We start from the raw sequence: 24,401 nt of genomic DNA, 5'->3' as shown, positions 1-24,401 counted from the left end.
GGCCTCACGGCGCCTTCTGGCACTCGACCGGCAGCACCGACGCTTTCGCGAGGGCGGCGATCTGCCCGGCCGTGAGCGGCTCGGCCGGCGCCCCCGCCGGCGCGGCGGGGACCGCCTCCCCCACAAAGCGCGCCACTGCGGCGGCGCTCACCATCGGCCAGCTCGTCTGGGGCGCCACTCCGGCGACGAGGCGCGGCTCGGGCGCGCTTCCGGCCACGAGGCCGACCACCTTGCCCTGGCGGTCGAACGCCGGGCTTCCCCCGGCGCCCTTCTGCAGCCCGGCGAAGACCCTGAGCGTGGAGGCGTCGACCACCCGCGCCTGCGCCGGCATGACGAAGAGCTGCGGGTCGGGCGAGCCCGAATAGCCGAGCGCGACCAGGGAGGCGGCGTCATCCGGCGACTCGGCCGCGAGTCCCACAGAGGCGGGCCGCAGTCCCGCAACCTCGAGCAGCGCGAGGCCGGCGGCCTTGTCCTCCCTGACGACGCGGGCGGGCTTGCGGGCGACGCTCAGCGCCTGGCAGCCTTCCAGGCGCGCCGCGGTGACGAAGCGGCCATTCGCCGCCGCCACGGCGGATCCGGCCAGCGTGGGCGCGGCCACAATCGGCGGAGCCGAGGGGGAGACGGCCTGCGGCGAGGCGGACGCGGACGGAACGCCGGCCGTCGCCGGGGCGGGCGGCTTGGCGGAGGCCGGGGGGAACGGCTCGAAGCTGTTGGCCACCGCGATGACGAGGCGGTCGAATTCGGGGCCGCCCGCGGCCGGGTAGGTGAAGGTGAAGCCGCGCAGCCCGCCGGAGCCGCTGGATACCCTTGTGTAGGTCTTGCGGCCGTCGAGATCCGCCGCGGTGACGAACCAGTCCGGCCGCAGCGCCTTGTAGGTCGTCCTGCGCCCCGGCCCGTCCGCCTTGTAGCGATCGAAAAGCGCGGGGAGATCCGCCTCGCCGCCGGGCAGGCTGATGGTTTCGAGCAGCATCGCGCCGTCGGCCGACAGATAGCGCGTTCCGCCCTGGACCGGTTGCGACCTCTCGAGCCAGCGCTGCGGCACGCCGATGCGGACCCCGCTGCGCGGGTCGACGAGCCGGACGAAGCGGGCCGCTTGCCGCGCCCTGTCCGCGGCGGCCAGCAATTCAGCCCGGTCCCGGGGCTGCAGGACGCCGTCCGGCGCAGCCTTCTGGCGCTTCTGGAAGGCGACGATGGCCCGGTAGGTCATCGGCCCGAACCCGCCCGCGCCCGCGCCGGAGAAATCGCCCGTCCAGATCAGGGCCTCCTGGATGGCCTTGCGATCCGCCTCCGGGAGCGGGTCGAAGGCGGCCTTAGCCGCCTCGTAGGCGGGATCCGGCCTGGCGGACGGCGCAGGGGCGGGCGGCGGGGTCTGGGCCGGCGCCGGCGTCCAGGGCGCCAGAACCGCAGCCAGAGCGAGGACCGCCGCCGAACTGGCGAGGAAGCAGGGAGAATGCGGCATGCGACGAGGCTCCGGCGCGGCGGCTCGCGCCGCTACAATTCGCGATTGTATGTTGTTCCACATCTTACACGCCCATGGCGAGATGCTAGGCTATAGCGCCGCCGTCCGGAGAGACCCCCATGCGCGTCGTCATGCTTCACCTGGCCCGTGCGCTGGCCTTCGCCCTGGCGCTCTCGACCGCCGGGGCGGCCTGGGCCCAGAGCGCCAAGAGCTTCGTCCGGGACGACCTGGCGAGCGAGGCGGTCCGGCTGGAGGAGCAGATCCGCAAGGACGGCGCCGCCGCCGCGCAAGGCAAGCAACCTGACCAGCTCCGGCGCGAGGCCGCGGCCCTGCTGGGCCGGGGCGACGCCCGCCGCGCGCTCGGGCTGCTCACGCAGGCGCTCGCGCTCGATCCGCGGGACGCGGCGTCGTGGCTGGCCTACGCCCGGGCGACGCTCGCGACCGACCCTAAGGACGCCAGCGAGAAGTGGCGCCTGACCGAGCGGGCGACCGCGTCGGCCTACATGGCTTATCAGCGCGCCGCCGCCCGGCCCGACGAGGCCGCGGCTTTGGCGGCGCTGGGCGAAGCCTATGGGGCGCGCGAGAGCTGGCGTGCCGCGCTCGACGCCTACCGGGCCAGCCTGCAGATCGCCGACAACGCGAAGGTCCGGCCCGCCTACGAGGCCATGCGCGAGAAATACGGCTTCCGCATCCTGGACTACAAGGTGGACAGCGACTCGTCGGCGCCGCGCGTGTGCTTTCAGTTCTCCGAAGGGCTGGCGCGCGGGAAGGTCGACTTCACGCCCTTCGTGGCGGTGTCGGGCAGCGCCAACGCGGCCGTGACGGCGGACGGCCGGCAGCTTTGCGTGGACGGGCTGAAGCATGGCGAACGCTACGCCGTGGTGCTGCGCCAGGGCCTCCCCTCCTCGGTCGAGGAGACGCTGCTGAAGTCGGCCGACTATGAGATCTACGTGCGGGACCGGTCGCCGCAGGTGCGCTTCACCGGCAAGAACTACGTCCTGCCGCGCGTCGGACAGGAAGGCGTGCCGGTCGTCTCGGTGAACACGTCCAAGGTGGCGGTCGCCATCTCCCGCATCGGGGACCGCAGCCTGCTGCCGACCGTCCGCTCCGAGGACTTCCTGTCGCAGATCGGCGGGACGCGGGCCAAACAGATCGCCGACGAAGAGGGCGTCAAGATCTGGAGCGGCACGCTCGACACCGCCATGGAGCTGAACCGCGACGTGGTCACGGCCTTCCCGGTCACGGAGGCGGTCGGCAAGCTCGAGCCCGGCGTCTATGTGATGACGGCCCGGCCCGTCGGAGAGCGTTCCGACTCCAACGACCAGGACGACTACGCGCTGCGCGCCACGCAGTGGTTCGTGGTGTCGGACCTCGGCCTGACCGCCTTCTCGGGCGAGGATGGGGTGCACGTGCTGGTGCGTTCGCTGGCCAGCGCCGAACCGCTCGGCGGGGTGGAGCTGCGCCTCGTGGCGCGCAACAACGAGATCCTGGCGACCCGGCCCACCGACGCGTCCGGCCATGCCGCCTTCGACCCCGGCCTGGCGCGCGGCCAGGGCGGCCTGGCGCCGAGCCTGGTGGTGGCCACCGACTCCAAGGGCGACTACGGGTTCCTCGATCTCGGCCAGGCGGCCTTCGACCTCACCGACCGCGGCGTCAAGGGTCGCGTGGCCCCCAAGGCGCTCGACGCCATGCTGTACACGGAACGCGGCGTCTACCGCTCGGGCGAGACCGTCAACGTCACCGCCCTGCTGCGCGACCTCAAGGGTGTCGCCATGCCGGGGCTGCCGCTCACGCTGGTGGCCAAGCGGCCGGACGGCGTCGAATACAAGCGCGCCGTGGTCGAGGACCAGGGGCTGGGCGGGCGCGCCTTCTCGCTGCCGCTGCTCCCCGGCGCGGCGCGGGGATCCTGGCGGGTCCAGGCCTTTGCGGATCCCAAGGCGCCAGCGCTGGGGGAGGTCACGTTCCTGGTGGAGGACTACGTCCCCGAGCGGATCGAGCTCGACCTGAAGCCGCGCCAGCCCAGCCTGCGCTCGGGCGAGCCGGCGCAGATCGACGTGGCGGCCCGCTATCTCTACGGCGCGCCCGGAGCCGAGCTGGACGTCACCGGCGAGTACAGCATCCAGCCGCTGGAGGGGCCGGCGCTGCCGGGCCTCGACGGCTATGTGGTGGGCCTGCAGGACGAGCCCTTCGAGAACGTCTCGGGCGAGATCGAGGACAAGGCCGTCACCGACGCGCGAGGGCGCGCCGCCGTGACGGTGGCGCTTCCCGACGTCGCCGCGCCGCGGCCCGTGCAGGCGCGGATCACCCTGCGGGTCGGCGAGACCGGCGGGCGCGCGGTGGAGCGGTCCGTGACGCTGCCGATCCGCCCGAAGGGGCCGGTCCCGGCGGTCAAAAAGCTGTTCGGCGACCTCGCCGAGGGCGCGGCGGCGACCTTCGACATCGTCATGGCCGGCCCGGACGGCCAGAAGCTGGCCCGCAAGGGCCTGCAATGGACCCTGCAAAAGGTCGAGCGCCGCTACCAGTGGTTCAACCAGGAGGGCCGCTGGAACTACGAGGCGGTCAAGTCCGCCCGCCGCATCGCGGACGGAGCCATCGACGTGGCGGCCGACCAGCCGGCGCGGCTCAGCATCCCGGTGCAGTGGGGCAGCTACCGGCTCGACCTGCGCGGCGGGGGCGAAGGCGGCGACACCAGCGTGACCTTCACGGTCGGGTGGTCGGGGGACGCCACTGCGGACACGCCCGACATGCTGGAGGTCTCGCTGGACAAGCCGGCTTACCGGGCGGGCGAGACCATGCGGCTCAAGCTGGCGCCGCGCTTCGCCGGCAAGGCCACGGTGGCGGTCGTCAGCGACAGCGTGCGCGAGCTGACCGTCGTCGACGTGAAGGCCGGCGAGAACGCCGTGGACGTCCCCGTGAAGTCGGACTGGGGCGCCGGAGCCTATGTGGTGGCCCTCGCGCACCGGCCGCTGGACGTCGCGGCCAAGCGCCTGCCCGGGCGCGCGCTTGGCGTCGCCTGGTTCGCCGTGGACCGGGACGCGCGCACCATCGGGGTGTCGCTTGGCGCGCCCGAGAAGATGCGGCCCCGCCAGAGACTGGAGCTGCCGATCAGGCTGGCCGGGCTACAGGCCGGGGAAGAGGCCTATGTGACGGTCGCGGCCGTCGACGTCGGCATCCTCAACCTGACGCGCTACGAGGCGCCGCGGCCGTTCGACTTCTTCTTCGGCCAGCGCCAGATGGGGACCGAGATCCGGGACCTCTACGGATTCCTGATCGACGGAATGCAGGGCGTCCGGGGCGCCATCCGGTCGGGCGGCGACAGCGCGGCCCTGTCGGGGGACGCCAGCCCGCCCACGCAGGAGCCGGTGTCGCGCTACTCGGGCGTGGTCAAGGTCGGGCCGGACGGCGAGGCCAAGGTGTCGTTCGACATTCCGGGCTTCAACGGGACCGTCCGGGTGATGGCGGCGGCCTGGGCCAAGGGGCGGGTCGGGAGCGCCACGGCCGACGTGATCGTGCGCGATCCCGTGGTGGTCGCGGGCACGCTGCCGCGCTTCCTCAATCTCGGCGACCAGTCGCGCTTCTTCATGCAGGTCGACAATGTCGAAGGGCCGGCGGGAGACTACGTCATCGACCTCGATATCCGGGGTCCGCTGGCCATTCCGGCGTCCGCGACGCGCTCCGTGGTGAAGCTGGAGGCGAATGGCCGGACCAGCGTCGTCATCCCGGTCACGGCCACGGGCGTCGGCCCGGCGGGCGTCGACCTGCGGCTCACCGGTCCGGGGCTCGACGCCACGCAGAGCTTCGCCATCCGGGTTCAGCCCGGCGCGAGCACGGTCTACAGGCGAATCGTCCGGCCGCTGCCGGCCGGAACGAGCCTCACGGTGTCGAACGACCTCGTGGCCGACTTCGTGCCGGGCACCGCCTCGGTCTCGCTGGCGGTCTCGCCGGCGGGGGCGATCGACGTCCCGGCGCTGCTGCAGGCCCTCGACCGCTATCCCTATGGCTGCTCCGAGCAGGTCGTCAGCCGGGCGATGCCGCTGCTCTATGTCAACAAGCTCGCCCGGGCCGAGGCCCTGGCGCTCGACGACAAGACCGACGACCGCATCCGCGACGCCATCGACCGCGTGCTGTCGCGCCAGGACGCCAACGGGGCGTTCGGCCTGTGGTCGGTCGGCGGGTCCGAGGACGCCTGGCTCGACGCTTATGTGACGGACTTCCTCACCCGGGCCCGCGAGCGCGGCTTCGCGGTGCCGCAGAAGGCCCTCGACATCGCGCTGGACCGGCTGCGCAACACGGTCGCCAACGCCTCCGAGGTGGAGCAGGGCAAGGGCCAAGAGCTCGCCTATGCGATCTATGTGCTGGCCCGCAACGGCCGGCCCGTGATGGGCGACCTTCGCTACCTCGCCGACACGAAGCTCAACGCCTTCGGGTCGCCGCTGGCGCGCGCCCAGGTGGCGGCCGCGCTGGCCTTGCTCGGCGACCGGGGACGCGCCCAGTCGGCCTTCACGTCGGCCGTGGACGCCATCCGGGGCCTCAAGGACGACCGGCTGTCGCGGCCGGACTACGGCACGCGGCTGCGCGACGGGGCCGGGATCCTGGCCCTCGCCGCCGAGGCGGGCCAGGGGCGCGACATGCTGCAGCGCGCCAGCGCCGTGGTGGACGAGGCGCGCAGCGCCACGACCTACACGAGCACGCAGGAGAACGCCTGGATGGTGCTGGCGGCCGAGGGCCTCGCCAAGGACGCCGAGACGCTGCGCCTGACCGTCGACGGCGCCCCGCGCGCGGGCGCCCTGTTCCGCAGCTGGAAGGGCGAGGCGCTCGAGGGACGTCCCGTGACGGTGGCCAATGCGGGACAGGTTCCGTCCCAGGCCGTGATCACGCTGTCGGGCGTGCCCTCCACGCCGGAGCCGGCCGCCAGCCAGGGCTACACGGTGGAGCGCAGCTATTACAAGCTCGACGGGACCAAGGTGGAGCCCGCCACGCTGCGGCAGAACGACAGGCTCGTGGTGGTGCTGAAGGTGACCGAGCCGGAGGCGAAATACGCCCGCCTCCTGCTGGTCGACATGCTGCCGGCCGGCCTGGAGATCGACAATCCCAAGCTCGTCGACGGCGACGCCCTGCAGGGCCTCTCCTGGCTGAAGCGGGACGTCGAGCCCGCGGCCTCCGAATACAGGGACGACCGCTTCGCGGCGGCGATCGACCGGTCGCCGGACCAGCTCGCGGTGTTCAGCCTCGCCTATATGGTCCGGGCCGTCTCGCCCGGGCGCTTCGTGCATCCGCCCGCCACCGTCGAGGACATGTACCGCCCGGACCGGTTCGGCCGGACGGCGTATGGCTCCCTCGAGGTGATGGCGGCCCGGTGAGGACCCGCCTGTGAGCGCGCCTGAACGCGACGAGCCGCCTTCCGACGCCGTGAAGAGAGGCTGGCCGAGGCCGGGACGGCTCCTCGTCCGGGGCGGGCTGGCGACGCTGGCGGCGGCGGGGCTCGCCGCGCTGGCGCTGTGGGCCTATGTGGACCGCCTCGGGCCGCTGGACCTGTCCCATGTCGGGGATGGCTCCGTGACGGTGACGGACCGGGACGGGCGGCTTCTGCGCGCCTTCACGACCCCGGACGGCCGCTGGCGGCTGCCGACTCGGGTGGCGGAGGTCGATCCCCGCTTCATCGCGCTCCTGACCGCCTATGAGGACCGGCGCTACCGCAGCCATGGCGGCCTCGACGGGCGCGCCTTCGCGAGGGCCGCGTGGCAGGCGGTCCGGCGCGGCCGCGTCGTCTCGGGCGGCTCGACGCTGACCATGCAGGTGGCGCGCCTGCTGGAGCCGCGGGAGGAGCGGACGCTTGCGGCCAAGCTGCGCCAGGCGGTGCGGGCCGTGCAGTTCGAGGCCCGCTTCAGCAAAGACCAGATCCTCGACCTCTACCTCTCGCTCGCCCCGTATGGGGGCAATCTGGAGGGGTTGCGCGCCGCCTCGCTCGGTTATTTCGGCAAGGAGCCGAAGCGGCTCACCACCGCCGAGGCGGCGCTGCTCGTCGCGCTGCCGCAGTCGCCCGAGACGCGGCGGCCGGACCGCTCGCCCGAGGCCGCCCGGGCGGCTCGCGACCGCGTCCTGGACCGCGCCGTGGCGCATGGGGCGCTTGGGCGCGCGGAAGCCGACCTGGCCCGGCGGGAGCCGTCCCCGACAGGCCGGCGAGCCGTTCCGCTGCTGGCCGCCCACGCCGCGGACGCGGCCGTGCGGCTGGATCCGACCAAGAGAATCCACCGCCTCACGCTCGACGCTCGGGCGCAGGCGGCGCTGGAATCCCTCGCCAGGGAGCGGGCCGAGGCGCTCGGTCCGCGCCTGTCGGTGGCGATCCTGGCGGTCGACAACGCCACCGGCGAGGTGCGGGCGCATGTGGGGGCCGCCGACTACGGCTCCGCCGAGCGGGCCGGTTCAATCGACATGGCCAACGCCGTGCGGTCGCCGGGCTCGGCCCTGAAGCCCTTCATCTACGCGATGGCCTTCGAGGCCGGCCTCGCCCACCCGGAGACCATCCTGGATGACCGGCCGTCGCGCTTCGGGCTGTACGCGCCGGAGAATTTCGACCTGTCCTACCAGGGCTCGGTGACGGCGCGCCGGGCGTTGCAGCTGTCCCTCAACGTCCCGGCCGTGGAGCTCCTGTCCGATGTCGGGCCGGCCCGGTTCCTGGCGCGCCTGCGCGGGGCCGGGGCGGACCTGGTCGTGCCGAAGGAAGCGGCGCCCGGTCTCGCCGTGGGCCTGGGCGGCCTCGGGATCAGGCTCACCGACCTGGTGCGCCTCTATGTCGGGCTGGCGCGAGGCGGGCAGGCGCCCCCGCTCGCGTGGAACGCGGACCGGCCTTTGGTCCCGGACCCGGGCGGCCGCATCGCCGAGCCGGTCTCGTCCTGGTACGTGTACGATGTGCTGCGAGGGGCGCCGCCCCCGGCCAACGCCCTCTCCGGACGGCTCGCCTTCAAGACGGGCACCTCCTATGGCTACCGTGACGCCTGGGCGGTCGGGTTCGACCGCCGCCTCACCATCGGGGTGTGGGTCGGCCGCCCCGACGGCGCGGCGGTGCCCGGCCTCATCGGCCGGCAGGTCGCGGCGCCGATCCTGTTCGACGCGTTCTCGCGGCTGGGCGGCGAACCCGAATCGATCCCGGCCCCGCGCGACGCCCTGATCACGACCAATCTGGGCCTGCCGCCGCCCCTGCGCCGGCTGCGCAGGGAGGCCCCTCGGCCGCTCCTCGCCGCCCTGGGCGCGCCGCTCAAAATCGCGTTCCCGCCCGACGGGGCGCGCGTCGACCTCGGCCTCGCGACGGGCGCGGGGGCCGATGCGAGCCTCACCCTGAAGGCGATGGGCGGCACGCCGCCGCTAATCTGGCTCGTGAACGGCCGGCCCGTCGGGGAGCCCGACAGCCGACGGCAGGGCGCCTGGAAGCCGGACGGCGCGGGGTTCGCCCGCGTCTCCGTCATGGACGCGGCGGGAGCCACCGACAGCGTCATGGTGCGGCTGGAATAGCCCGCTCAGCCCAGCCTGCGGACGACCTCGGCGGCGAGCGCCAGCGAAGCGGTCAGGCCGGGGCTTTCGATGCCGTACAGGTTGACCAGCCCGGGAACCCCGTGCTCGCCGGGTCCGTCGATGCGGAAATCCGGAGCCGCATCGTGCGGGCCGGCGATCTTGGGCCGGATGCCCGAATAGCCCGGGGCCAAGGCGTTCTCCGGCAGGCCGGGCCAGTATTTCCGGATGGCGGCGTCGAAGCCCTCGCCCCGGGCCGGGTCGACCTCGTAGGAGATGGCGTCGACCCATTCGACATCGGGCCCGAACCGCGCCTGCCCGCCGAGGTCGATGGTGAGGTGAACGCCGAGCCCATGCGTGTGCGGCGCCGGATAGATGAGCCGGCTGAAGGGCGCGCGCCCGGTCAGCACGAAATAGTTGCCCTTGGCGTAGAGGGTCTCGGGAACCTGGTCGGTTCGAAGCCCCTCGGTCGCCGCGGCCACGCTGGACGCATGCAGGCCGCCGCAATTGACCAGCGCTCCCGTCGTGATCCGCATCGGCTCGGCCCCGCCGGTCTCCACCACGATGGCGTTGCCGGTGGCGTCCGCGCGCAGGAACGGCGTGTGGAATGCGAAGGCGGCGCCCGCCTCCTCGGCGTCGCCCTGCAGGGCCAGCATATAGGCGTGGCTGTCGATGATGCCCGTGGAGGGCGACCAGAGCGCCCCGACGCAGGACAGCGCGGGCTCCATGGCGAGCGCCGCCCCGGCCGTGATCATCGTCAGGTCGTCGCAGCCATTCGCCTCGCCCTTGCGCCGGATGGCCTCGACGGCGGCGAGCTCCACCTCGTCGGTGGCGACGACCAGCTTGCCGCAGCGCCGGTGCGGGACGTGGTGGCTCTCGCAGAAGGCGTAGAGCAGCGCCTTGCCGTCGACGCAGAAGCGGGCCTTCAGGCTCCCGGTCGGGTAGTACAGCCCGGCGTGGATCACCTCGCTGTTGCGCGAGGAGGTCTCGGTCCCGACGCCCTCGGCCTGCTCCAGCACGATCACCGAGCGGCCGGACAGCGCCAGCTCCCGCGCGACCGCGAGGCCGACCACGCCGGCCCCGACCACGATGGCGTCGACGTCGCTCATGGGGCCGGCGGGCTCACGACAGCTTGCCGGCGCGCGGATCGCGCCGGGCGACCCGCGACAGCAAATATTCGATCTCGCCCTTGGCGGTCGCGCTGATCCCGGCGCCCGGCTTGCGCTGCGCGTCGGAGGCCAGCACGCCGCGCCGCTTCAGGATGTATTTGCGCACCGCGAGGCCGATGCCCGGCTGCTGCTCGTAGCGCACCAGCGGCAGATGCGCGTCGAACATGTCGTGCGCCGCGTCGCGCTCGCCCGCCGCGGAGAGGCGGACGACGTCGACCAGCATCTCCGGGAAGGCGTAGCCGGTCATCGCGCCGTCGACGCCGCGCTCCATCTCGAAATCGAGGAACAGGCCGCCATTGCCGGTGAGGATGGAGACCCGCCGCAGCGTCCCCTCCTGCTCGAACCGGCGCAGGGTGGAGATCTTCTCCAGGCCGGGCCAGTCCTCGTGCTTCAGCATCACGCAGGACGGGTTGTCGGTGATGATCCGCTGGATCACCTTCGGCGTCATCACCACCGTCAGGGTGAGCGGATAGTCCTGGATGCAGAACGGGATGTCCGTCCCGATCGCCTCGACGGCCTGCGCGTAGTAGCCGACGATCTGGTCGTCGGTGCGCAGCGAGGGAGGCGGCGCGATCATGACGCCTGCGGCGCCTGCGTCCATGACGGCGCGCGCCAGCGACCGCATGGCGGCGAAGCCGGGGGCGGAGACGCCGACCAGCACAGGAAGGCCCTGCGCCCGTTGGATGCACCGGGTCGCGAAGGCCAGGGCCTCGGCCTGGTCGAGCTTGGGCGCCTCGCCCATGATGCCCAGGATCGTCATCCCGGTGGCGCCGATCTCCCGGTACCAGTCCACCATGCGGTCGGTCGACGCGAAGTCGATCTCGCCGTCATCCGTGAAGGGGGTCGGGGCGATGGGGTAGACGCCCTTGGCGTGAATGCCGAACATGGAGCTCTCCGGGCCGATCCTGGTCTTGCGCGCCCCAGCCTCTAAGCCGCACGCGGCGGCGCGGCAAGGCCGCCCAGCGCAGGGCGGCTCCTCGCGCGCCGCGTCAGGAGCGGCCCACCATGGTTTCGGGCCGGACCAGCTCGTCGAACTCTTGCTCGTTCACGAGCCCCAGCCGGAGCGCCTCCTCGCGGAGGGTGGTTCCGTTCTGGTGCGCGGTCTTGGCCACCTTGGCGGCGGCGTCGTAGCCGATCTTCGGCGCCAGGGCCGTCACCAGCATCAGGGAGCGGCGCATCAGGTCGTCGATGCGGGCGGTGTCCGCGGCGACGCCGTCCACGCAATGCTGTCGGAAGCTGTCGCAGGCGTCGGCCAGCAGCCGCACGGATTGCAGCACGGCGTCGATGATCACCGGCTTGTAGACGTTGAGCTCGAAATGGCCCTGGCTGCCCGCCACCGTGACGGTGGTCTGGTTGCCGAACACGCGGGCGCACACCATCGTCATGGCCTCGCACTGGGTCGGGTTGACCTTGCCGGGCATGATCGAGGAGCCGGGCTCGTTCTCCGGCAGGATCAGCTCGCCCAGGCCCGAGCGCGGGCCGGACCCCAGGAAGCGGATGTCGTTGGCGACCTTGAACAGTCCCGCCGCCAGCGCGTTCAGCGCGCCATGGACGTAGACCAGCGCATCGTTGCTGGCGAGCGCCTCGAACTTGTTCGGGGCGCTGGCGAAGGGCAGGCCGGTCAGCTCCGCGATCTTCGCCGCGATGGCCTCGGCGAATTTCGGATGGGCGTTCAGCCCCGTTCCCACCGCGGTGCCGCCCTGGGCCAGCGGATAGAGATCGGGCAGGGCCCGCGCGATGCGTTCGCGGCCGAGCCGGACCTGCGCGGCGTAGCCGGAAAACTCCTGGCCGAGGGTCAGCGGCGTCGCGTCCTGGGTGTGGGTGCGGCCGATCTTGACGATCGAGGCGAACTCCCGGGTCTTGGCGTCGAGCGACGCCTGCAGCCGCTCCAGCGCGGGGAGGAGCCGCCCGTGGATCTCGCGCGCGGCCGCGACATGCATGGCGGTCGGGAAGGTGTCGTTGGAGGACTGCCCCCGGTTGACGTGGTCGTTGGGATGGACCGGCGTCTTGCCGCCGCGAGTTCCGGCGAGCGCCTCGTTGGCGCGCCCGGCCAGGACCTCGTTGACGTTCATGTTGGTCTGCGTGCCCGAGCCGGTCTGCCAGACCGCCAGCGGGAACTCTCCCTCCATCCGACCGGCCAGGGCCTCGTCGGCCGCGGCAGCGATGGCGCCGGCGATCTTCGGCTCGAGTTCGCCGAGATCGCGATTGACCAGCGCCGCGGCTTTCTTGACCAACACCAGGGCGTCGATCAGGGGCGGCGGCATCTTCTCCACGCCGATGTCGAAATTCTGCCGGGAGCGCTGCGTCTGCGCGCCCCAATAATGGGCGGCGGGCACCTCGATGGGGCCGAAGCTGTCGGTTTCGATGCGGGTTTCGGCCATGTCATCCTCCTGGCGGGCGGCGCGCGGGCGCACAGCGTCTCGCGCAAACGCGGCGGCCGAAAGACGGTTTCGGCGCGCGCGGCGCGGCGCCCGGCCCGGGCGGCGCCCATCCGTTGTGCACGACAGCCCTCCCGAGCGGCACGGCCCTTGCCTCAGGTCCCCTTGAGACTAACGTGAGCCGCGACGGCGGCTCTCCACCGTCGCGAACCGGGAAGAGCCTCGTGTCCATCGTCGCCGCGCTCCATCACGTCACGCACTACGTCTATGATCGGGACGTGGCGATCGGCCCGCAGGTGATCCGCCTGCGCCCGGCCCCGCATTGCCGCACCCCCGTGAAGAGCTATTCGCTCAAGGTTTCGCCGGCCAACCACTTCGTCAACTGGCAGCAGGATCCGCACGGCAACTGGCTGGGCCGGTTCGTCTTCCCGGAGCCGGCGCGCGAACTGAAGATTGAGGTCGACTTGGTGGCCGAGCTCGCCGTGGTCAACCCGTTCGACTTCTTCGTCGAGGACTACGCGCAGACCTTCCCGTTCGCCTATCCGGCCGAGCTCGCGCATGAGCTGAAGCCCTATCTGGAAAGCGAGGAGGACGGCCCCGCGCTCGACGCCTATGTGGCGGCCGTGCCGCGCCAGCCGACCGCGATCGTCGACTTCCTGGTGGGGCTGAACCAGCGCCTCCAGCAGGAGATCCAGTATCTGATCCGCATGGAGCCCGGCGTCCATACGCCGGACGAGACGTTGGCGCTGCGGTCCGGCTCGTGCCGCGACACGAGCTGGCTGCTCGTGCAGGTGCTGCGGCGGCTCGGCCTCGCGGCGCGGTTCGTGTCGGGCTACCTCATCCAGCTCAAGCATGACCTGAAGGCCCTGGACGGGCCGGCCGGCACCGACCACGACTTCACCGACCTCCACGCCTGGGCGGAGGTCTACATTCCCGGCGCGGGCTGGATCGGGCTCGACCCGACCTCGGGTCTGTTCTGCGGCGAGGGGCACCTGCCCCTGGCGGCGACCCCGCATTACCGCTCGGCCGCGCCGATCAGCGGCATGGTCGGCTTCGCCGAGGTCACCTTCGACTTCGCCATGGAGGTGACCCGCGTCGAGGAGGCGCCGCGCGTCACCCTGCCCTTCTCGGACGAGGCCTGGAAGGCGCTGGACGCCGTGGGCGAGCAGGTCGACCGCGACCTCGTCGCGCAGGACGTGCGCCTCACGATGGGCGGCGAGCCGACCTTCGTCTCCGTGGACGACTACGAGGCCGACGAGTGGAACACCGCCGCCGTCGGGCCCACCAAGCGCCAGAAAGCCGATGCGCTGGTGCGCCGGCTGCGCGAGCGCTTCGCGCCGGGCGGCTTCCTGCATCACGGGCAGGGCAAGTGGTACCCGGGAGAATCCCTGCCGCGCTGGACCTTCGCGCTCTACTGGCGCAAGGACGGCGAGCCGGTCTGGCGCGACCCGTCCCTGCTGGCGCTGGAGACGCCGGAGAAGCCCCTCGTGGCGGAGGACGCCGAGCGCCTCGCGCGGGGCGTGGCGGACCGTCTCGGAGTGGGCGCCGAGTTCGCCGTGCCGGCCTATGAGGACCCGGCGCACTGGATCCTGAAGGAGGCCGAACTCCCCGACAACGTCGACCCGCTCGACTCCAAGCTCGACGACCCGGAGGCGCGGGCGCGGATCGCGCGCGTCTTCGAGCACGGCCTGGGCCGCGCCACCGGCTGGGCCCTCCCCATCCAGGCCTGGAACGCCCAATCGGCCGACCGGCGCTGGAAGACCGAGCGCTGGACGCTGCGGCGCGGCAAGCTGCTGCTGGTGCCGGGCGACTCACCGGTGGGGTTCCGCCTGCCGCTCGGCGGGCTGCCGCATATCCCCAAGGCCTCCTACCCGTATGTGGTGCCGGCCGACCCGGGCGAGGACCGGCCGCCGCTGCCGCCGGCCGACGTCATCGCCGCGCATGTGCAGCCGCAGATCCACGCTCCGACCGCCGAGGGTGCGGCGACCCAGGACGTCGTCGAGCAGGTCGCCGTCGAGGGCGCGGTCAGGACCGCCGTCGCCTTCGAGGTGCGCGACGGCATCCCGTATGTGTTCATGCCGCCGGTCGAGCGGCTGGAGGACTATCTCGAACTGATCGCCGCCGTCGAGGACACGGCCCGGGCGACCGGCCTGCAGGTCCGCATCGAGGGATACGCGCCGCCCCAGGACCCCCGCATCAACGTGCTGAAGGTCACCCCCGACCCCGGCGTCATCGAGGTGAACGTGCAGCCAGCCGCCAGCTGGCGCGAGGCGGTCGACATCACCCAGGGCGTGTACGAGGAGGGCCGACTCGCCCGGCTCGGAACCGACAAGTTCATGATCGACGGTCGCCACGCCGGCACCGGCGGCGGCAACCATGTGGTGATCGGCGGCGCGACGCCGCATGACAGCCCGTTCCTGCGTCGGCCGGACCTGCTCAAGAGCCTCGTCCTGTACTGGCAGCGCCACCCGGCGCTGTCCTACCTGTTCTCCGGGCTGTTCATCGGCCCGACCAGCCAGGCGCCGCGCGTCGACGAGGCCCGGCACGATTCGCTCTACGAACTCGAGATCGCGATGCGGATGGTCTCCGAGCCGGGCGGACCGCCGACGCCGCCCTGGCTGGTCGACCGCCTGTTCCGCAACCTCCTGGTCGACGTCACCGGCAATACGCACCGCTCCGAGATCTGCATCGATAAGCTGTTCTCCCCGGACGGCCCCACGGGCCGGCTCGGACTGGTGGAGTTCCGCTCCTTCGAGATGCCGCCCGACGCCCGCATGAGCCTGGCGCAGCAGTTGCTGCTGCGGGCCCTCGTGGCGTGGTTCTGGCGCGAGCCGCAGCGCGGCGACCTCACCCGCTGGGGCACGGGCCTGCATGACCGGTTCATGCTGCCGCACGTGCTCTGGGGGGATTTCCTGGAGGTCGTGGCCGATCTCCGGCGGGCGGGCTACGACATCGACCCGGTCTGGTTCGAGGCGCAGCGCGAGTTCCGCTTCCCGTTCTGCGGGCGCATCGAGGCCGGCGGCGTCGACATGGAGATCCGCCAGGCGCTGGAGCCCTGGCACGTCATGGGCGAGACCGGCGCGATCGGCGGGACCGTGCGCTTCGTGGACTCGTCGGTCGAACGCCTGCAGGTGAAGGTGGAGGGCATGAACCCGGCCCGCCACGTTGTCTCGTGCAACGGCCGGCGCGTGCCGATGACCAGCACCGGAACGCCCGGCGAGGCGGTCGCGGGCGTCCGGTTCAAAGCCTGGAAGCCGGCCTCCGGCATGCATCCGACCATCCCGGTGCATGCGCCGCTGACCTTCGACCTCATCGATTCCTGGAACGGCCGCTCGCTGGGCGGCTGCGTCTACCACGTCGCCCATCCGGGCGGCCGCAGCTACGACACGTTCCCGGTCAACGCGTATGAGGCGGAGGCGCGCCGGCTCGCGCGGTTCGAGGCGTTCGGCCATACGCCGGGCCCGGTCGCCCCGCCGCGGGCCGAGCCGTCGACGGAGTTCCCGATGACGCTCGACCTTCGCCGCCCGCCAGGATGGGCCTGATGATCCAGGCGACCGGATCGGCCGGCGACGACGACCGCGCCAGGGCCTCGGTCCTGGTGGACGGCTACAAGCCGCTGCCGGGCATCCGCGACGAGTTCGTGGACGAGGCCGGCCGGCTGCGGCCGCATTGGGCGCCGGTGCTGGAGGGCTTGTCGGGGGATCCGGCCGAAGTGGACCGGGCCTTCGCGCTGGCGGACCGCCACCAGCGAGACTCCGGCGTCTATTACCGCGTCTATGACGCGGGCGAGAGCCGCGAGCGCTCCTGGCCGCTCAGCCATGTGCCGCTCGTCATTCCGGACGCCGAATGGGCGAAGATCGCGGCCGGGCTGGTGGAGCGGGCGGAACTGCTCGACGCGGTGCTGGACGACGTCTACGGACCCGGCCGGCTTGCGGCCGACGGCTCGCTGCCGGCCGCCCTGGTGGCCGGAAGCCCTGATTTCCTGCGCCCGCTGGTGGGCTTGCCGACCCGCGGCCGGCGGCGCCTGCAGGTCTACGCCGCCGATCTCGGCCGCGGGCCGGACGGGCGCTGGTGGGTGCTGGGCGACCGCGCCCAGGCGCCCTCCGGCATGGGCTACGCGCTGGAGAACCGGATCGCGCTGTCGCGCGCCGCTCCCGAGCTCTACGGCTCCATGAATGTCCGCCGGCTGGCGCCCTTCTTCCAGACCTGGCGCGGCGCGCTGGCCGAGCAGGCCGGACGCGAGGCGTCCCGCATCTGCCTGCTGACGCCCGGGGCGCTGAACGAGACCTATTTCGAGCACGCCTATCTGTCGCGCTATCTGGGGTTCCTGCTGGTGGAGGGCGGCGACCTCACCGTCCAGGACGGGTCCGTCTTCGTGCGCACCATCGCGGGCCTGAAGCGCGTCGACGTCCTGGTGCGGCGCCTGGATGCGGAGTTCGCCGACCCCATCGAGCTCGCCGGCTCCTCGCGGATCGGCCTTCCCGGCCTCGTCGAGGCCGTGCGCGCCGGCAAAGTCGTGCTCGCCAACCCGTTGGGGGCGGGCGTGCTGGAGACCCGGGCGCTGCTGGGCTTCCTGCCGTCGCTGGCCCGCACGATCCTCGGGCGCGATCTCAGCCTGCCCAACGTGGCCACCTGGTGGTGCGGCCAGCGGGCCGAGCGCGAGCATGTGCGCAATCATCTCGATGCGCTCGCCATCGCGCCGGCCTACGCCAGGGTCGCGGACTGGCCGTTCGGGGCCGAGCCCGTGCCGGGGGCCGATCTCGGCCGGGAGGACCGGGCGAGGCTGGACTCCATCCTGGAGCGTCGCGGCTTCGACGTGGTCGGGCAGGAGGTGGTGCGCCTCTCCACCATGCCGGTCTGGCGCGGCGGCCGGCTGGAGCCGCGCCCCTTCACGCTGCGGGCCTATGTGGTGTCCACCGCGAACGGGTGGGAGGTGATGCCGGGCGGGTTCTGCCGCGTCTCCGAGACCCAGGACGCCCGGGCCCTGTCGATGCAGTTGGGCGACCGGTCGGCGGATGTCTGGATCACGTCGGAGGAGCCTGTCGAGCAGGTCACCCTCTTGCCCAGCCCCGACCGCGTCGCCATCAAGCGGGTGATCGGCTATCTGCCGAGCCGCGCCGCCGAAAACCTGTTCTGGCTGGGTCGCTACCTGGAGCGGGCCGAAGCGACGGTGCGCGTGGTGCGCTGCCTCGCGGGGCTGCTGGTGGAGAGCACGGAGAGCTCCGGCCCGGCCCGGGAAGCCGTCACGCGGCTCACCGAGCTGCTGGTCGCCTGGGGGGCGATGCGGCCCCTGCCGGCGCACCAGAAAGGCGCCGCTCCGCTGGCCGTCGACGCCGCGCTGCGCAGCAAGGCGCGGTCCGGGTCGGCGCTGAGCCTGCTCGGCGAGGCGCGGCGCACGGCCTCGGTGATCCGCGACCGCCTCTCGACGGACGCGGTGCGGGCCCTCGCCGACCTCGCCTCCCTGTTCGCCCATGGCGGCGAGGCCGTCAGCCAGGCGGAGGCGCTGGACCTCTGCGACCAGTCGCTGCGGATCATGGCGGCGTTTTCGGGCCTCGTTCAGGAGAATATGAATCGCCTCTCGGGCTGGCGCTTCCTGGAGATCGGCCGGCGCATCGAGCGCGGCGTGCTGACCGGGCGGTGCGTCCGGCGCCTCGCCGACGCGAGCGCCACCGCGCCGTGCCTCGATGCGCTGCTGGAGATCACCGACAGCCAGATCACTTATCGGGCCCGCTACCTGATGGGCGCCCTGCGGCTCCCGGTGGTCGATCTGGTGGCCCTGGACGACGGCAATCCGCGTGCGGTCGCGTTCCAGGTGGCGCGCATCCAGGATCATCTGGCGGCGCTGAGCAACCTGCCCACCCATGCGGCGCTGGACTTGCCGCAGAAGATCGTTCTCCAGATCGCGACGTCGCTGCGCGTCATCGACGTCGACGACCTCCAGATGGACGACGTGCTGGCGATCGAGAACCGCCTGATGGAGCTCTCGACCGAGATCTCCAGCCGCTTCTTCTCGCAAAGCCCGCTCGATCCCGAGGAGGAGGGGGCGTGATCTACGAAGTCACCCACACGACGATCTACGAATACGAGTCGCGGGTCTCCTTCGCCCGGTGCCAGCTGAACATCGAACCGGCCGACCGGCCCGGCCAGCGGGTGCTGTCGCACGCGCTGCACATCGTCCCGAAGCCGGTCGAGATGGACCGGCACCGCGACTTTTTCGGCAATTGGAGCACCAACATCGCCTTCGCCGATCCGCATGACGAGCTCACCGTGCGGGCGGTGTCGCGCATCGAGGTCGATCCGCCGACCGCGCTCGCGCCGATGATGTCGGAGTCCTGGGAGCGGGTTCGCGAGGCCGCGGCGGAGCACCCCGACCTCGGGCCGGACTCGCCGGTGCACGGGCTTTTCCCGTCCCGCTTCGCTCCCGTGTCGGCCGATGTCACCGCCTATGGGGAAACGTCGTTCCCGCGAGGCCGCCCGGTCGTCGAAGCGGTCCGCGCGCTGATGGAGCGGATCTACGAGGACTTCGCCTACGACCCGAAGGCCACCGAGGTGTCCACGCCGGTCGCCGAGGTGCTCGTGGCCCGCCGCGGCGTGTGCCAGGACTTCGCCCATCTGATGATCGCCGCCCTGCGCGGGCTCGGCCTGTCGGCGCTCTATGTCAGCGGCTATCTGCGCACCATTCCTCCCCCCGGCGCGGAGAGGCTGGTGGGGGCGGACGCCACCCACGCCTGGGCCTCCGTCTGGTGCGGGTCCGGGGTCGGCTGGCTCGGCTTCGACCCGACCAACGCCGTGCTGGCCGGGGAGGACCACGTGGTGCTCGCGGTGGGGCGCGACTATGCGGACGTCGCGCCGGTCTCGGGCGTCGTGATGTCGGCGCAGGGCCATCGCCTGTCGGTGGAAGTGGACGTCGTGCCGCTGTGACGCGCTACGCGTCCTGCACGACCCTCGCCGGGGCCGCCGCCGGCGCCATGGGAGCCTGCACCAGCACGGGATTGGAGTCGGCGAAACGGACGCCGGCGTCCCGCAGGGCGGATTCAATGCGGCGATAGGCCTCCGAGCGCACCTCGAACTGGCGCCCAGGAGGGGTTTGCACCTTGCAGCGGAAGATCTTCACCCCCGGCTGGATGCGATAGAGCTTCGCCTTGAGGGGCTCCACGATCACGCCGGCGAAGGCGGGCTCCTCGAGCATCGCCTGGCCGATCTTCTTGACCATCTTGCGCACGAATTCGCTGTCGACGTCGATCGGCAGCGGAATCTCGAACTTGTCGATCACCCAGTCGCGCGAGTTGTTCTTGACCGAGCCGAGCACCCCGTAGGGAACGAAGTGCAGCGGCCCGTTCTGGTGGCGCAGCGCCACGGTGCGCAGCGTGATCCGCTCCACCGTGCCCTTCGCCGACCCGCCGCCCTCGATGTAGTCGCCGATGCGGAACACGTCCTCCACGAGATAGAACACGCCGGAGAGGATGTCGCGAACGAGGGTCTGGGCCCCGAAGCCCACCGCGATGCCCACCACCCCGGCGCCGGCCAGCAGGGGCGTGATCTCGATCCCGAACACCGAGAGCACCGACAGGACCAGCAGCACGGCGATGGCCACGCCCGTCGCCTTGCGCAGCAGCGGCAGCAGCGTCACGAGGCGCGCTTGGGAGCCCGTCTCGGGGTCGCGCCCGACGGCCGCGATGCGGTCGAGCTTGCTGTCGATCGCCCCGCAGGTCGCAGCCCACGCCATGTCGGCCAACAGCGCCAGCGCCAGCGCGCCCAGGATGCGGGAGGCCCAGACCCCGCCGACGCCGCCGGCCGCGTCCATGGAGAACAGAGGCGCGCCCCACACCCAGGCGCAGGCGCCCAGGCCCGCGACCGCGATGACGAAGCGGGCGAAGCGCAGGGTCAGGTCCCGCAGGACCGGCGATCGGGTCGGCGCGGCTTCGTCCGGATCGGACGGCGTCCCGGCTTCGAGCGCGTCGAAGACGAACAGCACGCAGCGGCGCGCGACGGATTCGGCGGCCGCCGTGAGGGTCAGGATTAGGAGCGTGGCGGCGGGCGCCTGGGCGTTTCCGGCCCAGAGCAGGCCGAACAGGCCGAGCCAGAGGACCGCCCAGAAGGTGCGCGGGACGGCGTGGAGCCGCCGCCGCGCGCTGCCGGGCGGAGGAGCGGGCCGACGCTTCTCGGAGGCGTGGGCCGCCGCATAGACCAGCGCGGACGCCAGGACCACGCCGGCGATCTGGATCGACGCCGCCAGATGCACGGCGTCCGATAGCTCGACCAGGAGGTCAGGCGCGAAGAATGCGGCCGAGAGCAGCGCCGCGATGGCGGTGACGGCCAGCGTCGCCCGCCTGGCCCGCCGCGAGCCCATGTTGACGAGCCTCAGGCGCGGCGCGCCGGGCTGGAGCACGCCGAACGCCACGGCCCTGACCACCCGCACGGCGGTGACCATCACCGCGATGGTGACGACCGCGTCCTGCACGCCCGGGGGCCACGCGAAGGCGGCGGAGGCGGCCATCAGCGCGAGCCCGAAGATGAGCGCGCCCGCCAGCCTGAGCGCGGTCGTGCGTAGCGCCAGCTTGAGGGCGGCCGCGCGGGGGCCGGGCGCGGACGCCTCGGCGTCCCGCAGCGCCGGGACCGCATAGGTCCAGAACATCCACTCCAGCCCGCCCGCGATGATGAAGATCACCAGCCCGAACGTGAAGGAGCGAACGCCCTCCCCGGTCTGCAGCGCGGCGCTCCACTCCGCGACGAGCCGGCGCGCGTCGGCTCGCGCCAGCGCCGCATGGCGGACGCTCTCGGCGAGGCGCCCCTGGGCGGTTTCGAGCAGCGGAAACAGGATGGCGAGCAGGCCGCGATCCATCATGGCGGTGGACGCGCCCGCCCCGGCCCATGCGGGCGCGTTCAGGCCCGCCCAGGCCGCCAGCGCCGCAGCCGTTCCGGCGCGCCTCATGCCGAGAGCTCCGCCAGCGGCGGATGCGCCGGCCTGTGCGGGACGGCCACGTCGGCGTCCGGCCGGACGAGGCGGGTCACCGCCGCCTCCCCGGCCATCAGCCTCGCCCGGCAGGCGAGCCGGACATCCGGACCGGTGCCATGCAGCACGCGCGCCTCGATGGCGTCCGCGGGGCTGAGATTCTCCGCCCCGGCGATCACCCGGACCCTGCAGGTCCCGCAGCGTCCCCGCCCGGAGCACAGGCTCGCATGCGGGACGTCGCTCAGACGGCTGATCTCCAGGATGGAGAGTCCGGCGCGGCCCACGCCGGTCAGGTCGTCGCCATAGTCCACCCGCACGGTCGAGCCGCGGGCCCGCAGGATGCGGGCCAGCATGGTGGCGAGCGCGCCCAGGGCGATGACCATGTAGACGCGCTGGATTGCGGCGTTCACGCCCATGAGCATCGGGAAGTTGGCGTTGAGCATGCTCCAGGCCTGCTCGACGGCGGTCCGGAACGGCGCGTCCTGCGCCATGCGGGCGACGATCTCCTTGCCGGCCTGCGCGAAGCCGAGCAGCGCCGCGATGGGCAGCCCGAAGAGGAGCGGGGTGACGAGCCGGTCCGCCCGGCGCCTCGAACCGGCCACCAGCCACATGTGCAGCCCGATGGCGGCGTGGACCCAGACGACCAGCACGACGAAGAGCTGCTGGAAGGCGTTGACGGGCGTCAGCACCCAGAAGCCGGCCAGGATCACCGGGTAGCTGATCTCCAGCGTCGGGATCAATGACCAGCTCACCCGGGCGACGACGACGTGCCCGGCCAAGAGCGGGATCACCGCGAGCCCCAGCACCACCTGCACCCAGTCGGTGCGCCGGAACGCGGCGCTGCGCCGGGCCGCGATGGAGGCGAAGCTCGTGGCGACGTGCACGATCCCGGCCGCCGCCAGCAGCGGCTCGCCCAGCCTGGTCTGCCACGGGGCGGCGAGCCAGGCTCGCCCGGCCTCCATGGCGTCGATGGAGACGAGGCCGAGCGCCAGATTGGTCAGGTGCCCCGTCACGAACAGCATCAGCACGAGGCCGCTCACGAGGCGGCTGGTTCTCACGATCAGGGATGCCGGCATCAGGACTGTGGTTCCACGCGTGTCGGCGGAGCATGCGTGCAGCGCTCACGCTTGTCGAGCCGCGGAGCGACACATCCCGGTGAGGCGCATCGCGATCGGCCTTATTGGCCGACCTTGCTGAGCACGTCCGCCTTCAGGAAGCGCTCGATGACCAGCATGAACAGCACCGACGGGACGAGCAGGATTAGCGCCGTGATGGAGGCGATCTGGTAGTTGCCGCCCATGCTGGCGTTGTAGAGCAGCAGCGGCAGCGTGGTGACCTGCGGCACGCCGACGAAGAAGGTGCCGGTGAACTCGTCCAGCGATTCCAGGAAGACGAAGATGGCGCTGGCGATGATGCCGGGCGCGGCCAACGGCAGCGTCACGGTGACGAAGCTGCGCATCGGCCCGGCCCCCATGTTGCGCGCCGCCAGCTCCAGGTCGCGGTCTACGGCCGCGAAGGCGGCCGAGGCGATCCAGACGGAGTAGACGAGCGCGTGCGCGGCGTGGACGAGCACGACGCCCGTCACCGTGCCGGCGAGGCCGACCGAGTAGAAGATCCGGGCGACGTTGATGTAGATCGCCACCGACGGGAAGGCCTGCGGCAGCAGGAAGGCGATCATGATCGCGGTGCGGAACGGCAGCCGCAGCCGCGCCAGCGCATAGCCGGCCGGCACCGAGATCGCCAGCGCGACCACCACGACGGCGAGCGCGATGCTGACGCTGGTCCCCAGCGACGCCATGGCGTCGCCCGTGGGGCGGAACACCACCTCCCAATACCGCGTCCCATAGGTGACGGGCAGCTTGTAGGGCGTGTACCAGCGCTCCGCGACGGACCACAGCGCGAGGTTCACGAGCGGGCCGGCGAGCCAGAACGCGAAGGCGGCCAGCGCGGCGGCTTTCAGCAGGGCGCCGGCCGCGGCGCGCCAGCGCGCCAGGCCGGCCGCCGGGGCGTGGCCCGCAAGCGCCGGCTCGCGAAGGCCTCTCAGGTCCTGGGCGGTCATGCGGGCGCGTCCTTGCGCACGGAGCGCCGCAGGTAGAACCAGGCCGCCAGCCCGGTGATGGCGTAGGAGATCACCCCCAGCGCGTTCGCCACCGGGTAATCCCCATAGGCGTTGATCCTGAAGGCCATGTCGACCGTCACCATGGTGGGCTGGGAGCCCGACACCATCATGGGCACGGACAGGACCGACATGGTGGTGACGAAGGAGAGCACCAGGGCCACCATCAGGGTGGGGAGGACCTGGGGCAGGATGATCTCCACGAGCACCCGCAGGCGCGACGCGCCGAGGTTGCGCCCGGCCTCGATCGTGGCCCGGTCGAGCGACGCCATCGCGCCGGCGAGCAGCAGCGTGACGAAGGGCGCCTGCTTCCACACGAAGGTGATGACGATGCCGCGCCAGTCGAGCAGGCTCGCGGTCTGGGTCGCGTCGAGCACGCCGAGCTCGACCAGCGTGTTGTTCATCAGCCCGTTCTTGGCCAGGAAGGTGCGCATGCACTGGCCCGCCACGATGAAGGGGATGAACAGCGGCCAGCGGTAGAGCGCCCGCAGGATCGACACCACCCAGGGCGTCTCGCCCAGGGTCAGCACGCCGGCGATGGCGACCGCGGCCAGCGCGGTCAGCACGCCCGACAGCAGCACGATGAACACGGTGAACAGGATATCGACCGAGTAGAGGTCGAACGCCTTGGCGAAGTGGGCGAGGCTGAGCGCGCCGTCCTTGGTGAAGGCGGCGACGAGCGAGAACCCCAGCGGATACAGAAACAGCGCCGCCACTAGCGCGAGCGCCGGGGCGACGAGTCCAAGGGCGAGAAGGCGGGATTCGGTCATGGAGCTCGCAGCCATGGGGCTTGCAGCGCGCCTCCCTTCTCCCGGGGGGA

The 24,401-nt window shown here is 72.2% G+C and carries 13 protein-coding genes; 5 read left to right on the top strand and 8 right to left on the bottom strand.

Going from position 1 to position 24,401, the window contains the following annotated elements; genetic code table 11:
- Nucleotides 1-4: 4 nt before the first annotated feature.
- Entirely contained in the window at nt 5-1,459 is a 1,455-nt protein-coding gene (locus tag ABEG18_RS26105; RefSeq protein ID WP_406855941.1) for a serine protease, read from the bottom strand.
- A 131-nt stretch (nt 1,460-1,590) separates the two neighbouring features.
- Between ABEG18_RS26105 and ABEG18_RS26100 the strand changes: the two genes are divergently transcribed.
- A complete protein-coding gene (locus ABEG18_RS26100; protein ID WP_406858717.1) occupies nt 1,591-6,819 on the top strand; it encodes an MG2 domain-containing protein in 5,229 nt (1,742 codons plus the stop codon).
- Between the two features lie 49 nt (nt 6,820-6,868).
- Entirely contained in the window at nt 6,869-8,968 is a 2,100-nt protein-coding gene (pbpC, locus tag ABEG18_RS26095) for a penicillin-binding protein 1C (protein ID WP_406858716.1), read from the top strand.
- 5 nt (nt 8,969-8,973) lie between these two features.
- On the opposite strand, the gene ABEG18_RS26090 is transcribed toward pbpC, so the two are convergent.
- From ABEG18_RS26090 to fumC, 3 genes are all read right to left on the bottom strand, one after another.
- Entirely contained in the window at nt 8,974-10,074 is a 1,101-nt protein-coding gene (locus ABEG18_RS26090) for an NAD(P)/FAD-dependent oxidoreductase (RefSeq protein WP_406855940.1), read from the bottom strand.
- 13 nt (nt 10,075-10,087) lie between these two features.
- Nucleotides 10,088-11,020 (bottom strand): dihydrodipicolinate synthase family protein, encoded by a 933-nt coding sequence (locus ABEG18_RS26085; RefSeq protein ID WP_406855939.1) that lies wholly within the window; start codon nt 11,018-11,020, stop codon nt 10,088-10,090.
- A 103-nt stretch (nt 11,021-11,123) separates the two neighbouring features.
- A complete protein-coding gene (gene fumC, locus ABEG18_RS26080) occupies nt 11,124-12,515 on the bottom strand; it encodes a class II fumarate hydratase (RefSeq protein WP_406855938.1) in 1,392 nt (463 codons plus the stop codon).
- 221 nt (nt 12,516-12,736) lie between these two features.
- On the opposite strand from fumC, the gene ABEG18_RS26075 reads away from it, so the two are divergent.
- The 3 genes from ABEG18_RS26075 to ABEG18_RS26065 are packed head-to-tail and all read left to right on the top strand — an operon-like array spanning nt 12,737 to nt 19,433.
- Nucleotides 12,737-16,054 (top strand): DUF2126 domain-containing protein, encoded by a 3,318-nt coding sequence (locus ABEG18_RS26075; RefSeq protein ID WP_406855937.1) that lies wholly within the window; start codon nt 12,737-12,739, stop codon nt 16,052-16,054.
- On the top strand, nt 16,054-18,561 hold the full coding sequence (locus tag ABEG18_RS26070) for a circularly permuted type 2 ATP-grasp protein (RefSeq protein ID WP_406855936.1): 2,508 nt from the start codon (nt 16,054-16,056) through the stop codon (nt 18,559-18,561). Before ABEG18_RS26075 ends, ABEG18_RS26070 begins: the two co-directional genes overlap by 1 nt.
- Nucleotides 18,558-19,433 (top strand): transglutaminase N-terminal domain-containing protein, encoded by an 876-nt coding sequence (locus ABEG18_RS26065; protein ID WP_406855935.1) that lies wholly within the window; start codon nt 18,558-18,560, stop codon nt 19,431-19,433. Before ABEG18_RS26070 ends, ABEG18_RS26065 begins: the two co-directional genes overlap by 4 nt.
- Before the next feature lie 4 nt (nt 19,434-19,437).
- Here the strand turns inward: ABEG18_RS26065 and ABEG18_RS26060 are convergent, their stop codons facing one another.
- The 4 genes from ABEG18_RS26060 to ABEG18_RS26045 all read right to left on the bottom strand — a co-directional run bounded on the left by ABEG18_RS26060 (nt 19,438) and on the right by ABEG18_RS26045 (nt 24,351).
- Complete coding sequence (locus ABEG18_RS26060; protein WP_406855934.1) at nt 19,438-21,444, bottom strand: mechanosensitive ion channel family protein; 2,007 nt, start codon at nt 21,442-21,444, stop codon at nt 19,438-19,440.
- Nucleotides 21,441-22,541 (bottom strand): 2Fe-2S iron-sulfur cluster-binding protein, encoded by a 1,101-nt coding sequence (locus ABEG18_RS26055; protein WP_406855933.1) that lies wholly within the window; start codon nt 22,539-22,541, stop codon nt 21,441-21,443. The genes ABEG18_RS26060 and ABEG18_RS26055 overlap by 4 nt, the downstream gene beginning before the upstream one ends.
- A 101-nt stretch (nt 22,542-22,642) precedes the next feature.
- Nucleotides 22,643-23,524 carry an ABC transporter permease gene (locus ABEG18_RS26050; RefSeq protein WP_406855932.1) on the bottom strand — a complete coding sequence of 294 codons (882 nt, stop codon included), beginning with the start codon at nt 23,522-23,524 and terminating at the stop codon, nt 22,643-22,645.
- Complete coding sequence (locus tag ABEG18_RS26045; RefSeq protein ID WP_406855931.1) at nt 23,521-24,351, bottom strand: ABC transporter permease; 831 nt, start codon at nt 24,349-24,351, stop codon at nt 23,521-23,523. Before ABEG18_RS26045 ends, ABEG18_RS26050 begins: the two co-directional genes overlap by 4 nt.
- Between the last annotated feature and the right edge of the window lie 50 nt (nt 24,352-24,401).

The sequence above is a fragment of the Alsobacter sp. KACC 23698 genome (assembly GCF_045348435.1).
Classification (GTDB): Bacteria; Pseudomonadota; Alphaproteobacteria; order Rhizobiales; family Beijerinckiaceae; genus Alsobacter.
This window is presented reverse-complemented; position numbering and strand designations above follow the sequence as displayed.

Bases quoted from the DNA above. Each gene is read 5' to 3' on its own strand.
- ABEG18_RS26100 (WP_406858717.1), top strand. From the start codon at position 1,591: ATGCTTCACCTGGCCCGTGCGCTGGCCTTCGCCCTGGCGCTCTCGACC.
- ABEG18_RS26050 (WP_406855932.1), bottom strand. From the start codon at position 23,524: ATGACCGCCCAGGACCTGAGAGGCCTTCGCGAGCCGGCGCTTGCGGGC.
- ABEG18_RS26105 (WP_406855941.1), bottom strand. From the start codon at position 1,459: ATGCCGCATTCTCCCTGCTTCCTCGCCAGTTCGGCGGCGGTCCTCGCT.
- ABEG18_RS26090 (WP_406855940.1), bottom strand. From the start codon at position 10,074: ATGAGCGACGTCGACGCCATCGTGGTCGGGGCCGGCGTGGTCGGCCTC.
- fumC (WP_406855938.1), bottom strand. From the start codon at position 12,515: ATGGCCGAAACCCGCATCGAAACCGACAGCTTCGGCCCCATCGAGGTG.
- ABEG18_RS26055 (WP_406855933.1), bottom strand. From the start codon at position 22,541: ATGCCGGCATCCCTGATCGTGAGAACCAGCCGCCTCGTGAGCGGCCTC.
- ABEG18_RS26070 (WP_406855936.1), top strand. From the start codon at position 16,054: ATGATCCAGGCGACCGGATCGGCCGGCGACGACGACCGCGCCAGGGCC.
- ABEG18_RS26045 (WP_406855931.1), bottom strand. From the start codon at position 24,351: ATGACCGAATCCCGCCTTCTCGCCCTTGGACTCGTCGCCCCGGCGCTC.
- ABEG18_RS26085 (WP_406855939.1), bottom strand. From the start codon at position 11,020: ATGTTCGGCATTCACGCCAAGGGCGTCTACCCCATCGCCCCGACCCCC.
- ABEG18_RS26060 (WP_406855934.1), bottom strand. From the start codon at position 21,444: ATGAGGCGCGCCGGAACGGCTGCGGCGCTGGCGGCCTGGGCGGGCCTG.